Source organism: uncultured Agrococcus sp., from assembly GCF_945915485.1.
In the GTDB taxonomy this organism is placed as follows: domain Bacteria; phylum Actinomycetota; class Actinomycetes; order Actinomycetales; family Microbacteriaceae; genus Agrococcus.
On sequence record NZ_CAMEFJ010000073.1, the window covers coordinates 1 to 13,165 of the forward strand.

11 protein-coding genes and 1 pseudogene are annotated in these 13,165 nt (G+C 63.5%); 10 read left to right on the forward strand and 2 right to left on the reverse strand.

Annotated elements, in window-relative coordinates; genetic code table 11:
- Positions 1-349, reverse strand: a pseudogene (locus Q0O95_RS10790) (hypothetical protein); the annotation flags it as partial.
- A gap of 152 nt (positions 350-501) precedes the next feature.
- Here Q0O95_RS10790 and hrcA point away from each other — a divergent pair.
- The 8 genes from hrcA to era are packed head-to-tail and all read left to right on the forward strand — an operon-like array spanning position 502 to position 7,251.
- Entirely contained in the window at positions 502-1,518 is a 1,017-nt protein-coding gene (gene hrcA, locus Q0O95_RS10795) for a heat-inducible transcriptional repressor HrcA (RefSeq protein WP_293698346.1), read from the forward strand.
- Positions 1,515-2,600, forward strand: coding sequence for a DnaJ C-terminal domain-containing protein (locus Q0O95_RS10800; protein ID WP_293698349.1), 1,086 nt, complete (start codon positions 1,515-1,517; stop codon positions 2,598-2,600). The genes hrcA and Q0O95_RS10800 overlap by 4 nt, the downstream gene beginning before the upstream one ends.
- Positions 2,600-3,316, forward strand: coding sequence for a 16S rRNA (uracil(1498)-N(3))-methyltransferase (locus tag Q0O95_RS10805; protein ID WP_293698352.1), 717 nt, complete (start codon positions 2,600-2,602; stop codon positions 3,314-3,316). The genes Q0O95_RS10800 and Q0O95_RS10805 overlap by 1 nt, the downstream gene beginning before the upstream one ends.
- A 17-nt stretch (positions 3,317-3,333) precedes the next feature.
- Positions 3,334-3,681, forward strand: coding sequence for an HIT domain-containing protein (locus Q0O95_RS10810; RefSeq protein WP_293698355.1), 348 nt, complete (start codon positions 3,334-3,336; stop codon positions 3,679-3,681).
- Positions 3,682-3,715: 34 nt separating this feature from the next.
- Positions 3,716-4,669 (forward strand): PhoH family protein, encoded by a 954-nt coding sequence (locus tag Q0O95_RS10815; protein ID WP_293698376.1) that lies wholly within the window; start codon positions 3,716-3,718, stop codon positions 4,667-4,669.
- Positions 4,666-5,121, forward strand: coding sequence for an rRNA maturation RNase YbeY (gene ybeY / locus Q0O95_RS10820; RefSeq protein WP_293698358.1), 456 nt, complete (start codon positions 4,666-4,668; stop codon positions 5,119-5,121). The genes Q0O95_RS10815 and ybeY overlap by 4 nt, the downstream gene beginning before the upstream one ends.
- Positions 5,114-6,370, forward strand: a complete 1,257-nt coding sequence (locus tag Q0O95_RS10825) for a hemolysin family protein (RefSeq protein ID WP_293698361.1) — start codon at positions 5,114-5,116, stop codon at positions 6,368-6,370. Before ybeY ends, Q0O95_RS10825 begins: the two co-directional genes overlap by 8 nt.
- Complete coding sequence (era, locus tag Q0O95_RS10830; protein ID WP_293698364.1) at positions 6,367-7,251, forward strand: GTPase Era; 885 nt, start codon at positions 6,367-6,369, stop codon at positions 7,249-7,251. The genes Q0O95_RS10825 and era overlap by 4 nt, the downstream gene beginning before the upstream one ends.
- Positions 7,252-7,429: 178 nt before the next feature.
- Here the strand turns inward: era and panB are convergent, their stop codons facing one another.
- On the reverse strand, positions 7,430-8,284 hold the full coding sequence (gene panB / locus Q0O95_RS10835; RefSeq protein ID WP_293698367.1) for a 3-methyl-2-oxobutanoate hydroxymethyltransferase: 855 nt from the start codon (positions 8,282-8,284) through the stop codon (positions 7,430-7,432).
- A gap of 211 nt (positions 8,285-8,495) precedes the next feature.
- Between panB and Q0O95_RS10840 the strand changes: the two genes are divergently transcribed.
- Positions 8,496-9,827 carry a glutamine synthetase family protein gene (locus tag Q0O95_RS10840; RefSeq protein ID WP_293698370.1) on the forward strand — a complete coding sequence of 444 codons (1,332 nt, stop codon included), beginning with the start codon at positions 8,496-8,498 and terminating at the stop codon, positions 9,825-9,827.
- A gap of 186 nt (positions 9,828-10,013) precedes the next feature.
- On the forward strand, positions 10,014-12,920 hold the full coding sequence (locus Q0O95_RS10845) for a bifunctional [glutamine synthetase] adenylyltransferase/[glutamine synthetase]-adenylyl-L-tyrosine phosphorylase (RefSeq protein WP_293698373.1): 2,907 nt from the start codon (positions 10,014-10,016) through the stop codon (positions 12,918-12,920).
- Positions 12,921-13,165 lie beyond the last annotated feature (245 nt).

Genomic DNA, 13,165 nt, shown 5'->3' on the forward strand with positions numbered 1-13,165 from the left:
CGCCAGCGGGTGCGCTGAACTGCTGGCCGCCTGCCGGAGCCCCGTACTGGTCGCCTGCAGGAGCGCCGTACTGGTCGCCAGCGGGTGCGCTGAACTGCTGGCCGCCTGCCGGAGCCCCGTACTGGTCGCCCGCAGGAGCACCGTACTGGTCGCCCGCGGGTGCGTTGAACTGCTGGTCGCCGACGGGAGCTGCCGGTGCGCTGAAGTCATCGTTGGCAGGAGCACTCGCGCCGAAATCGGTCTGCGGGGCCGAGCCGGGTGCGTCGGCGGCGGGCGAAAACTGCGAGCCCTGCTGCTCGTTGTTGAACTGCTCGTCGTTCGGATTCGACGAGTTCGTCGGGTCGGTCATGATGCCCTTTCTGGCTTTCGTCCTGTGCTATGCACGCTTGGGATGTATCTAAGCCTATTGTGTTCTTACGTTCCTGTGAACCAGCAGGACACGATAGCATTGGCAGTCGAGACGTTCGAGTGCTAATAGTGTGACCGGGGAGGTATTGGGGCATGGTTTCGGATCGCGGACTGGAAGTCCTGGGCGCGATCGTGCACGACTATGTTTCCACGAAGGAACCTGTCGGGTCGAAAGCCATCGTCGATCGACACAACTTCGGCGTGAGTGCTGCCACGATTCGCAATGACATGGCGGTCCTCGAGGACGAGGATCTCATCGTCGCTCCTCACACGTCCAGCGGACGGGTTCCCACCGATAAGGGCTATCGTCTCTTCGTCGATCGTCTGCAGAGGGCGCACGGTCTGACGAGTGCGCAACGTCAGGCGATCAGCAGTTTTCTCGATCCTGCCGGTGACCTCGAAGACGTATTGCACAGGTCAGTGCGATTGCTGTCGCAACTGACGAGCCAGCTTGCGGTTGTGCAGTATCCCGGCCGCGAAGTTGCCGCAGCCGCTCGCGTGGAACTCGTGGACGTTGCCGATAGAAGGGTTCTGGTGATCTTGATTCTCGAGTCAGGATCGACAGAACAGCGCGTTCTGGAACTCGCGGAGACGATCACGGAAGCCGAACGGAGGATCCTTGCCGCATCCTTCAGCGAAGCCGTCAAGAACCGGGAGTCCGACATCGAGCTCCACGGTATTGAAGACCGGGAACGAAGAAGGGTCGTCACCGACGCCGCCGCGCGCATAGGACGCGTCGTGGGGCTGTTGCTGCGGCCGCGCGCTACAGACCGACTGGTTGTGGCGGGTACGAGCAATCTCGTACGAACCGAGAGCGATTTCAGCGGTAGCATCATGCCGGTTCTGGAAGCTATAGAAGAACAGGTAACATTGCTTCGTCTGTTCGGTGAAATGACGATCGGGGAGCAGGAAGTGGCCGCGAGTATCGGCCGAGAGCACTCCGGGTTCATAGAAGAGGCATCGATCGTGACCGGCGCATACGGGCCGTCGGGAACTGAGATTGCGCGGGTCGGCATCGTCGGCCCCACGCGCATGGACTACGCACGCAATATGGCAGCGGTCAGAGCGGTAGCCCGCTACCTCTCTCGGCTGCTCAGTGAGGACGTATGACAGACCACTACGCAACACTCGGTGTTGAACGCGACGCCAGCGCAACCGACATCAAGCGCGCCTACAACAGATTGGCTCGCGAGCTGCACCCCGACCACAACGCTTCACCGGAGGCCGGTGAGCGCTTCAAGCTCGTCAATCACGCTTACGATGTGCTGTCGAACCCGGAGAAGCGCGCCGCCTATGACCGGGGCGGCGATACCGGGATGGGCGGATTCGACTTCGGCGACATCTTCGGTCAGTTCTTCGGCGGTGGCCGAACACAGGGGCCCATCCCTCGCAGGCAGCCCGGCCAGGATTCCCTGCTTCGATTGAGCCTCACGCTCGACGAGGTGATGTTCGGCACGCACAAGGACATCAGGGTGCAGACGGCGGTGCTGTGCGGTACCTGCAATGGTGCGTGCGCAGCACCCGGTACGCGCGAGGAGACCTGCGACATGTGTCAGGGTTCCGGGCACGTGCAGCGTCAGGTGCGTTCTCTGCTCGGCACGATGGTGACGCAGCAGGCGTGCCAGCACTGCCGCGGACACGGAACGGTGCTGCCGCATCCCTGCCCGGAATGCGACGGCCACGGACGCGTTCGCGCTGAGAACGTCATTCCCGTTGACGTGCCGGCGGGCGTCGACACGGGCCTGCGCATCCAGCTGCCCGGCAAAGGCGAAGTCGGTGAGGGTGGCGGCCCCGCGGGAACACTCCACCTGGAGGTCGATGTCAAGCACCACGATGTCTTCAGCCGTGACGGCGACGACCTGCTCGGCACGCTCGAAGTTTCGCTTCCCGATGCGATGCTGGGGGCGACGGCGACCGTCGATGCACTCGACGGCCCGGCGACGGTGTCACTGCAGCCCGGCGTCATGGCCGGCGACGTCATCACGGTCTCCGGCAGAGGCATTACGAAGCTCCGCGGCTCTGGGCGCGGGGACCTCAGGCTCGCCGTGCAATTGATGACGCCCGGCAAGCTCGATACCAAGAGCCAAGAGCTGGTCAAGGATCTCAGGAAGCGCATCGGGGCTCCGGCGCCGAAGCTCGCGAAGTTCCAGCAGGGGCTGTTCGCGAGGCTCCGGGATCGCTTCCTGCGCTAATGGCGCACTGCTACCTCCACGTCGATCTGACGGTGGCCGAAGTCGGGCAACGCGTGGAGTTGAGCGAGACGGAAGGGCGACACGCTGCAGTCGCGCGGCTCCGTGCTGGAGAACGTGTCATGCTGACCAGCGGCCAGGGCACGCTTGCCGAGGCGACGGTGCTCGAGGGCGGCAAGCGCTCGACGGCACTCTTCGTCGAATCAGCTCGTGAGGTCCCTCGGCCGAAGACGCAGATCACGCTCGTGCAGGCGCTCGCAAAGGGAGAGCGATCGGAGATCGCTGTTGCAGCCGCGACGGAGCTCGGCGTCGATGCCATCGTGCCGTGGCAGGCCGAACGCTCGATCGTGCAGTGGCGAGGGGAGCGGGCCGCCAAGGGCGTCAAGAAATGGCAGTCGGCCGCAACAGAGGCCTCCAAACAGGCGATTCGCCCGTGGATTCCCCACGTGACCCCGCTTGCCGCCACGAGTGATCTACGTGGCCTGGCTGCGGCGCTCGTCGTGCTGGATCCCGAGTCGGAGCTGCCCCTTGTCGACGCGCTGGAGCAGAGGAGCACCGCGTTCGTCGTCGGCCCCGAGGGCGGCATTTCGCCGTCGGAACTGCAGGAACTCGAGGATGCCGGGGCGAAGCGGGCGCGCCTCGGGCAGGAAGTGCTGCGCACTTCCACGGCCGGCCTCGCAGCAATAGCGGCTGCCTCGCCCGCGCTCGGTCGCTGGTGAGCGATAGCATTATTGCCATGAGCGACGAAAGCGTGTTCACGAAGATCATCAACCGAGAGATCGAAGCGAAGATCGTTGCGGAGAACGACCGCATCATCGCGTTCGAAGACGTGGCACCGCAGGCGCAGTGCCATGTGCTCGTTGTTCCCAAAACCACCGAGTACGCAACGGTGGAGGAGCTGGCGGCCAGTGACCCGATCCTGCTGGCGGAAATGGTCTCGCTGGCTCGTCCCATTGCGGTTGAGCGTGGCAACGGAGACTTCCGCCTGGTCTTCAACAATGGTGAAAAGGCGGGCCAGACGGTGTTCCACGTCCATATGCACGTGCTGTCGGGCCCCGAACTGAGCGAGGGAAATATTGCCTGAATCGGAGGCTGTCCGAGAAGTCGACGGCGTAGCCATGGTGCGACTGCTCGGCCCTCAAGACCGTCTACTCACACGCTTGGAAAGAGAGTTTCCGCTCATTCGCGTTACCGTGCGCGGAAACCAGATCGCGGTAACGGGCGATGACGAGCAGGTCGCACAGGCTATGCGTCTCGTTGACGAGATGGTCTCGCTCGTGGCGTCCGGGACCGACCTCGGTGTGCAAGAGGTAACAGAAGGGGCTCAGTACATGCGAGAAGGCGCGCAGTCGTTCAACGATGCGGTTGGTGAAGTCATCCTGCAGCGCGGCAACAAGGTCATTCGGCCCAAGACCGAGGGGCAGCGTTCGTACACGGACGCGATAGAAGAGCACACGATCGTGTTCGGCATCGGACCGGCGGGCACGGGTAAGACGTACCTCGCGATGGCGAAGGCCGTGCAGGCGCTGCACCGCAAAGAGGTGAATCGGATCATTCTCACAAGGCCCGCTGTTGAGGCCGGTGAACGACTCGGCTTCCTTCCCGGCACGCTCACCGACAAGATCGACCCGTATCTCCGGCCCCTGTACGACGCGCTCAACGAGATGATGGACCCGGAGATTCTGCCGAAACTGCTCACGACCGGCGTCGTCGAGGTTGCGCCGCTCGCATACATGCGCGGCAGGACGCTCAACGAATCGTTCATCGTGCTCGACGAGGCACAGAACACGACACCGGAGCAGATGAAGATGTTCCTCACGAGACTGGGGTTCGGTTCCAAAATGGTCGTGACGGGAGACTCGACACAGGTGGATCTGCCTGCGGGTACGAGCGGACTCCAGGTGGCGGGCAGGGTGCTGCGGGGCATCGAAGACGTCCACTTCTCGAACCTCACGAGCGCGGATGTCGTGCGGCACAGCCTGGTCGGACGCATCGTCGACGCTTATACGGAGTACGACCAGCGGCAGATGGCGAAAGAGAAGATACACACAGAACGCAGAGGCAGAAAGTGAGCGTCGAGCTGCTCAACGAGTCCGGCTGGGAAGTCGACGAAGCCAGGATCGTGCGTTGCGTCGAGTTCTGCCTCGCAGCATTGCACGTGCATCCGGCCGCGGAGACGAGCGTCGCCCTCGTCGATACCGAAACCATGGAGCGTCTGCACGTGCAGTGGCTCGATCTCGACGGACCGACGGACGTGATGTCGTTCCCGATGGATGAACTTCGCCCGGGTACCCCGGAGCAGCCCACGCCTGCCGGACTTCTCGGAGACGTCGTCCTGTGCCCGGAGGTCGCCGCTGAGCAGGCGCGGGAGGCGGATCACGACTTCATGCAGGAAGTACTCCTCCTGACGGTTCACTCCGTCCTTCATCTGCTCGGTTACGACCATGCGGACGAGTCGGAGAGGACGGAGATGTTCACGCTCCAGGATGATCTGCTGAAAGAGTTCATCGCCGCCGATGCTTGAGCTCACGTTCTTCCTCATCGCAGCCGTGTTGATCGGTCTCGGCGCATGGCTGGCCGCATGTGACGCAGCACTGCAGGTCGTTTCGAGAGCGGACCTCGAGAAGATGTCCGAGAAATCCCGTCGCCCCGGCGAACAGCTGCGGCGGATCGCGGACGCCATGACCGTGCACAGTATGGCCATCAACTTCGGCCGAGTGCTGAGCGAAGTGCTCGCCGCGATCCTCGTCACGCTCGCCGTCGACTCGCTCGTCGGCGACTGGTGGTGGACGCTGCTTATTGCAGGGCTCGTCATGGTGCTCTCGTCGTTCGTCGTCGTGGGCGCCTCGCCAAGAGCTGTCGGCCGGTCGCGCCCTGACAGCCTGCTGATGTTCTCGGCACCGCTCATCCGCACGACCCGCACGGTGCTCGGGCCGCTTGCCGAACTCATCGTCGCGATCGGTGATCGCATCACGCCGGGCCGGGCCCGGGCGCACGCGTTCGCCAACGAATCGCAGCTGCTGTCGATGGTCGACGAGGCCACGGACCGCCAGCTGATCGAGGAGGACGAGCGAGAGCTCATCCACTCGGTGTTCGAGTTCGGCGAGACGACGGTGCGTGAAGTCATGGTGCCGCGGACCGACATGGAGACGATCGAGGCCGAGGGAACCGCTGAGGAGGCTCTCCGCCTATTTCTCGAACAGGGGCTCAGCCGCATCCCGGTCGTCGGGGAGGATCTCGACGACGTTGTCGGCATCCTCTATCTGCGCGACGTCGTGAAGTCGAGAGTGTGGCGACCCGCCGAGCGCGAGTACGCCAAGGGGCTGGCGCGACCCGCGCACTGGGTGCCCGAATCGAAGAAGGCCGACGACGCGCTGACCTACCTGCGGCAGCAGCAGGTGCACGTGGCCATGGTGGTCGACGAATACGGATCAACGGCGGGCCTCGTGACGCTCGAGGACCTCGTCGAGGAACTCGTGGGTGAGATCGAGGACGAGTACGACAGAGCGGTTGACGACATAACGCTCGTCGCTGAGCGCGTCGTCGATGTTTCGTCGCGGACCCTCGTCGAAGACCTCGGCGATACGTTCGATCTCGAGTTGGACGACGACGACGTCGACACGGTGGGAGGCCTCGTGCAGAAGCTGCTGGGGCAGGTACTGGAAATCGGTGATGTCGCGGAGTACGAGGGGCTGCGATTCGAAGTGCTGACGCTCGATGGCAAGGGGCGCCAGACCGGGCGCATCCGGGTAACGAAGATGGAGTCGGCATGAACTTCAGGGCAGGGCTCATCACGTTCGTCGGCCGCCCGAACGCGGGAAAGTCGACGTTGACGAATGCGATGCTGGGCGAGAAGATCGCCATAACGTCATCGAAGCCGCAGACGACGCGCCGAACCATCAGAGGCATCCTGACACGCGAGCACGACCAGATCGTCATCGTCGACACGCCCGGTATGCATCGACCGAGGACGCTGCTCGGGCAGCGTCTGAACAGCATGGTGCGGGAGACGATCGCGGACGTGGACGTCGTCTGTCTTTGCATCCCCGCTGACGAGGAGATCGGGCCCGGCGACCGTTTCATCGATAACGAGGTCGGTACGAACGAGCGTGCGAAGAAGGTCGCAGTCGTCACGAAGTCCGACCGCGTCAAGCCCGCACGCCTCGCGCAGCAACTGACCGAGGTCGCGGCGCTGCGGGAGTGGGACGCCGTGATTTCCGTGTCCGCTGCGCAAGGCGAACAAGTCTCAGAGCTCGTCGACGTCATCGCGGACCTGTTGCCGGAATCGCCGAAGCTGTACCCAGATGAGCAGGTGACGGAGGAAGTCACTGCGGACAGGATCGCGGAGCTCATTCGCGAGGCGTCCCTGGAAGAAGCGCGCGATGAACTGCCGCATTCGATCATCGTGACCGTCGACGACACGATCGAACGAGAGGACGGACTCATCGAGGTCTTCGCGAACCTCTGGGTCGAACGCGACAGCCAGAAGGGCATCGTCATCGGGAAGGGCGGCGAACGCATCCGGCAGATCGGTCAGGACGCACGCGCCGAGATCGAAAAGCTCGTAGACGCGAGGGTGCACCTGGATCTGCGGGTCAAGATCGCCAAGGAATGGCAGGGCGACGCGAAACAGCTGCGCCGATTCGGGTACTGAGGGGTTACCCGTAGCGCGCGAACGCGTCGAGGATCTCGAGCACGCGATTTGCGGTTCTAGACGGATTTTATTGGTTGAGACGGCGTCCCGACCCGTAATAACCGTCCGGGGCGGTGGGCCACGACGGTTACCCGTCCTCCGCAAGTCTGCCAGGGACTGCTATCAGCGCGAGTTTTAGCTATTCGTATTCATGCTCGCTGGACGGGTAGGCGCCCGTATGCACATCCTCTTGGAATGCCTTCGCGGCCGCTTCCAGAGTCTCGCCGATCTGGGCGTATTGCTTGACGAAGCGCGGGATGCGCCCGGTCGTGAAGCCCGCCCAGTCGGTCCAGACCAGCAGCTGACCATCGCAGTGCGGCCCGGCTCCGACGGAAAGCGTCGGGATGCTGAGCGACTCGGTGACGGCCTTCGCGGCCTCCGACGGCACCATCTCCAGCACGATCGCGAACGCTCCTGCTGCCTCAATGGCCTTCGCGTCCTCGAGCAGCTGCTGGACACCTTCATCGCCGCGCCCTTGAATCACGTGACCGCCGAGCCCGTGCTCAGACTGCGGCGTGAAGCCGACGTGCCCCATCACGGGGATGCCCGACTCGACGATGCGGCGCGTCTGCTCGGCCACGCGCACGCCCCCTTCGAGCTTGACAGCGTGCACACCGGTTTCCTTCATGAAGCGCGTCGCCGTGTGGAGCGCTTCGAGCGGGCCCGACTCGTATGAGCCGAACGGCAGATCGGCCACCACCAGTGCCCGCTGCGCACCCCGTGCGACGGCGGAAGCGAGCGGAATCAGTTCATCCACCGTCACGGGGAGCGTCGTCTCGTACCCGAAGACGGTGTTGCCCGCCGAGTCGCCGACGAGCATGAAGTCGATGCCGGCGCGATCGAAGATCGATGCTGAGAGGTAGTCGTAACTCGTCAGCCCCGTGATCTTCAGCCCTTCGCGCTTCGCTTTCGCGAAGTGCCGGACTCGGATTCGTTTTGGAGCGGGTCCGGAGGACGAACCGGCGCTGGAACCGTAGGCTCGGATTTCACTCATATCCAGATTCTAGTTCGTTGGGGCATGTATGGTCCCTGTCTTGCCTGCACGCTGGAGCTCAGGAGAAGGAATCCTTTCGGATTCCTTCCGCGACACCAGTGCTTGCGGCCGTCTCGGCTGCCAGGTGCCGATCCACCGGATCGGATTTCACTCATGCAAACATCCTACGCTCAGCGGAGCACTACTGTTGAGGGAGCAGGAAAGGGGCGAAATGAGCAAGCAGCGAGACTCAGTGCTGAGGACTCTGGAGGAACGGGATGTCCGCTTCGTTCGACTGTGGTTCACCGACGTCGTCGGTGCCCTCAAATCGATCGCAGTCGCACCCGCCGAGGTCGAAGCCGCTATGGAAGAGGGTTTCGGCATCGACGGTTCGGCCATCGAGGGGATGACGAGAACACAGGAATCGGATGTCGTCGCGAAGGCCGACCCCTCGACGTTCCGGCTACTACCGTGGCGGAGCGAATCGGCTCCCACGGCCAGAATGTTCTGCGACATCTATACGCCGGACGGACAGCCGGCGGCCGCCGATCCCAGGTACGTTCTGCGGCGTGCACTGAAGAAGGCCGCAGATCTCGGCTTCACGTTCTACACGCATCCCGAGGTCGAGTTCTATCTTCTGCGCGGTGTCGCCAACGGTGACCCGCAGCCCGCGGATCGAGCCGGATACTACGACAACGTGCCCGGCGGAACAGCTCACGACTTTCGCCGGCAGAGTGTGCACATGCTCGAGGATCTCGGTATCTCCGTCGAGTTCTCGCACCACGAGGCGGGCCCGGGGCAGAACGAGATCGACCTGCGCTACGCCGACGCACTCACAACGGCCGATAACATCATGACGTTCCGGACGGTCGTCAAAGAAGTCGCCATTGCGGAGGGCGTGCACGCGACGTTCATGCCGAAGCCGTTCGCAGAACATCCCGGCTCCGGTATGCACACGCACCTGTCGCTGTTCGAAGGCGAGCAGAACGCGTTCTACTCCGCAGGCTCCCAGTACCGGCTCTCGAAAGTCGGGAGACAGTTCCTCGCCGGCATTCTGCACCACGCCCCCGAATTCACTGCCGTCACCAACCAGTTCGTGAACTCCTACAAGCGCCTCTGGGCGGGTGACGAAGCGCCCAGCTATGTCTCGTGGGGGCACTTGAATCGATCCGCCCTCGTCAGGGTCCCTCTTTCGAAGCCGGGGAAGGCCTCATCAGCGCGCATCGAGTACAGAGGGCTGGATGCCGCGGCAAACCCATATCTCGCGTACTCGGTGCTGCTCATGGCGGGTCTGAAGGGCGTCGAAGAAGAGTACGAGCTTCCGGAGGAGGCCGTCGACGCCATCCCCTCGCTGACCAGGCTCGAACGAAAAGCGCTCGGGTACGCTCCCTTGCCGGAGAGTCTGAACCGTGCACTCGAGCTCATGGAGGACTCCGAACTCGTCGCAGAGACGCTCGGCGAGCAGGTGTTCCAGTTCTTCCTGCTCAACAAACGGGAAGACTGGCAGCGCTACAGGGCGCAGGTCACGGCATGGGAGCTCGATTCGAATTTGAATCTGCTCTAAGAGGTTAAGCCAATAGGGTGATGAAGCGAGGATGCGTGGTGCGGTTTTCGGGCAAGGTGGCGGAGGAAGGGCGCAGTGGAGCTGCGTTCGACGACGGCAACGCAGCACGGGAGCCGCACCGCACATCGCAGCCACCGTCCCTATTGGCGCGACCTCTAAGAGCCCTCGGCAGATAGGTAGCGACGAATGCGAAAGCAGTCACTGCGTGCACAACTGGCGTCCGCGAAACTGGCGGAGCCCAGCGCAGCAGCAGCCAGGATCGAGGATTCAGAGGCCTGGATTCGAGACCGCGTGCTCGGACATCTGGGAGACTATGCGGTCGCAGCCGACCCCGACGTCGCCGTCTGGCGAACGGTCGAGTTGCTCGAGCGCGGGATGCCGCAGGAGTTGATCGACGATGATGACGCGCGGATTGCGCTCATCCGATTGGTCGGGGCGTCGGAGGGGCTTGCCGAAGTCGTTATCCGCGTCGAGCACGCATCGAACGAGGCAGCGCATCCTCGCCCGGTGCGATCCGCGGAAGAGTACAGGAAGCTGCTGCAGGATTCGGTCGTCGGGCTCGACCGAGACGACGCGTTCGTGGCTTTGCGGCAGGAGTATCGACGAAGGTTGATCGAGATCGCCGCGTTCGATCTGGCGCACCGAGATCCCTTCGACGGCCTACCGCAGGTCGCAAGCGCCCTGAGCGACATCGCCGCGGCCGCCTTGGAAGCTTCCCTGACGGTCGCGCGCCAAACGGCGCTGACCCGCTTCGAAGCGGCTGATGTCGAACGCGTCCAGTTCGCGGTGATCGGCATGGGGAAGCTCGGCGCCCAGGAGCTCAACTACCTCAGCGACGTCGACGTCATCTGGGTGCACGGGGCGGAAGACGAGCTCGATGAAGGCGTCGCCGCGAGGATCGCACAGTTTCTCGCGCGCGAGACGACGGCCGGATGCTCTGCCCTCGCGGTCGAGTCGCCCCTGTGGGAGGTGGATGCGAATCTGCGACCGGAGGGCAAAGACGGCGCCCTCACTCGCACGCTCGCATCCCACGTCGCCTACTACGACCGGTGGGCGAAGGACTGGGAGTTCCAAGCACTGCTGAAGGCGAGGTACGTAGCGGGGGACAGGCAACTCGGCCTCGCCTATGAAGAAGCCATCGCGCCCTTCGTGTGGTCCTCGTCGTCACGCGACGACTTCGTTTCCTCTGTTCACCGGATGCGCGAACGCGTTACCGACAACATCGCGCCGGAAGAGGTCGATAGGCAGCTGAAGCTGGGGCCGGGAGGGCTGCGGGACATCGAGTTCACTGTGCAGCTGCTGCAGCTCGTCCACGGGGCGGCCGACGAATCGATTCGGCAGCGGGCAACTCTGGATGCCCTGCGAGCGCTCGACGAGGGCGGCTACATCGGCCGACAGGACGGGCAGGAGTTCTCCGAACACTACAGGTTCCTCCGGCTGCTCGAACACCGCATCCAGATGTGGCGTATGTCGCGCACCCATCTCATGCCCGCTGACGAGGAAGACCTCAGACGCCTCGCCCGTTCCGTGGGGATGACGAGCGCCGACAAGCTCACGAAGCGCTGGCACGCGGTGCGGAGGGCCGTGCGTGAGCTCCATCAGCGGATCTTCTACCGGCCCCTTCTTGCGGCGGTGGCTGCGCTGCCGGACTCGCACACGCGACTGACGAGCGGACAGGCGGCCGACCGACTCACCGCGATCGGCTTCGCCGACGCGCAAACGGCGCTGTCGCACATTGCGGCGCTCACATCCGGAGTTTCCCGTCGAGCTCAGATACAGAAGCTGCTGCTACCGGTGCTGCTGCAATGGTTCTCCGATGGCCCCGACCCCGACGCGGGGCTGTTGGCCTTCCGCAGGCTGAGCGAGGCGCTCGGTGAGTCGCCCTGGTATCTGTCGATGTTGCGAGACTCTAGCGTCGCAGCAGAGCGCTTGGCATTCCTGCTGTCGACCTCGAAGCTCATTGCGAGCCTCATGGAACGCATGCCGCAGTCGGCGTCCTGGATCGGCGCATCCGATTCGCTGGAGCCGTTATCGGAGCAGGCACTGCTCGACGAGGCTATCGCCCTCATGAAGCGTCATATCGACGATGAGAAGCAGGCGGGCGACGCCCTTAAGAGCCTTCGCAGACGCGAACTGCTGCGCGCTGCGATGGCAAGCGCGCTCGGGCTCGCGGACGCGCTGCAATCGGCAGCGGCGTTGGTTTCACTCGGCAGGGTTGTTCTGCAGGCAGCGCTCTTCCTCCACGGAGGCGACCGTGACTTCGAATTCGCGATCATCGCAATGGGACGAACCGGCGGCAGCGAAGTCGGTTTCGGCAGCGATCTCGACGTCATGTACGTGAGCAGGGGAGACGAAACCGCGACTGAGCGTGCAACAGCGCTCGTGCGCGCCATCAATCACACCGTGACCGATCCGGTCGTGAAGTTCGAGCTCGACGCGGGCCTCCGGCCCGAAGGTCGAAAGGGGCCGCTCGTTCGTTCTCTTGAGAGCTATCGGCGGTACTACGAGCGCTGGAGCGACACGTGGGAGGCTCAGGCTCTGCTTCGTGCAGCACCGTTCGTGGGTGACACCGAGCTCACGAAGGACTTCTTCTCGCTCATCGATCCACTCCGTTACACGACACGGTTCACGGGTAAAGACGCACGTGAGATCCGGCGCATCAAGGCCAGGGTCGAGGGCGAACGACTGCCGCAGAACGCCGACCGGAGGAGACATTTGAAGCTCGGCGCAGGCTCCCTCTCGGACGTCGAGTGGCTCGTGCAGCTGCTGCAGCTGCAGCACGCCGGCGAATTCTCCTCTCTCCGCACACCTTCGACACTCGAAGCCCTGGGCGCGCTCGGCCGCGCCGAAATCGTCTCCGTCGAGGACGAAGCGACGTTGGAGAGCGCATGGATGCTGTCGTCGCGGCTGCGTAACGCGCTTGCCTTGGCTCAGGCCCGCACGATCGATGTCCTGCCCTTTGACCGGGTGCACCTCGAAACGATCGCGCGTATCCTCGCTTATCCGGCCGGAGCCGCGAGCACGCTCGAGGATGACTATCTGCAGGTCACCAGGAGGGCGCGACGCGTCTTCGAGCGGCTCTTCTTCGAATAGATGCTGGCTTCTACGAAACCCATGTCGTCAGGAAACCCAAACACTGACCACTCATGAAAAACGGACTCTTGAGTCAGTGTTCTATCGCAGTCGGTCACTTCGTCCGTTCTTCGTGCTCGAGCTGAGAAGAGTCCGCACGAACCGTTATCGCAGAAGCGATACCGACTCGTGCGGACTACAGCGAATTCAGAAGCGTTCTCGTGCACGAACCGCTGATATCGAGCTAGACCCCGTAGTAGAGCTCG

Excerpts from the sequence above, each read along its gene's own strand:
- Q0O95_RS10840 (WP_293698370.1), top strand. The coding sequence starts at position 8,496 with ATGAGCAAGCAGCGAGACTCAGTGCTGAGGACTCTGGAGGAACGGGAT.
- Q0O95_RS10810 (WP_293698355.1), top strand. The coding sequence starts at position 3,334 with ATGAGCGACGAAAGCGTGTTCACGAAGATCATCAACCGAGAGATCGAA.
- Q0O95_RS10825 (WP_293698361.1), top strand. The coding sequence starts at position 5,114 with ATGCTTGAGCTCACGTTCTTCCTCATCGCAGCCGTGTTGATCGGTCTC.
- Q0O95_RS10845 (WP_293698373.1), top strand. The coding sequence starts at position 10,014 with ATGCGAAAGCAGTCACTGCGTGCACAACTGGCGTCCGCGAAACTGGCG.
- hrcA (WP_293698346.1), top strand. The coding sequence starts at position 502 with ATGGTTTCGGATCGCGGACTGGAAGTCCTGGGCGCGATCGTGCACGAC.
- Q0O95_RS10815 (WP_293698376.1), top strand. The coding sequence starts at position 3,716 with ATGGTGCGACTGCTCGGCCCTCAAGACCGTCTACTCACACGCTTGGAA.
- era (WP_293698364.1), top strand. The coding sequence starts at position 6,367 with ATGAACTTCAGGGCAGGGCTCATCACGTTCGTCGGCCGCCCGAACGCG.
- Q0O95_RS10805 (WP_293698352.1), top strand. The coding sequence starts at position 2,600 with ATGGCGCACTGCTACCTCCACGTCGATCTGACGGTGGCCGAAGTCGGG.
- panB (WP_293698367.1), bottom strand. The coding sequence starts at position 8,284 with ATGAGTGAAATCCGAGCCTACGGTTCCAGCGCCGGTTCGTCCTCCGGA.
- Q0O95_RS10800 (WP_293698349.1), top strand. The coding sequence starts at position 1,515 with ATGACAGACCACTACGCAACACTCGGTGTTGAACGCGACGCCAGCGCA.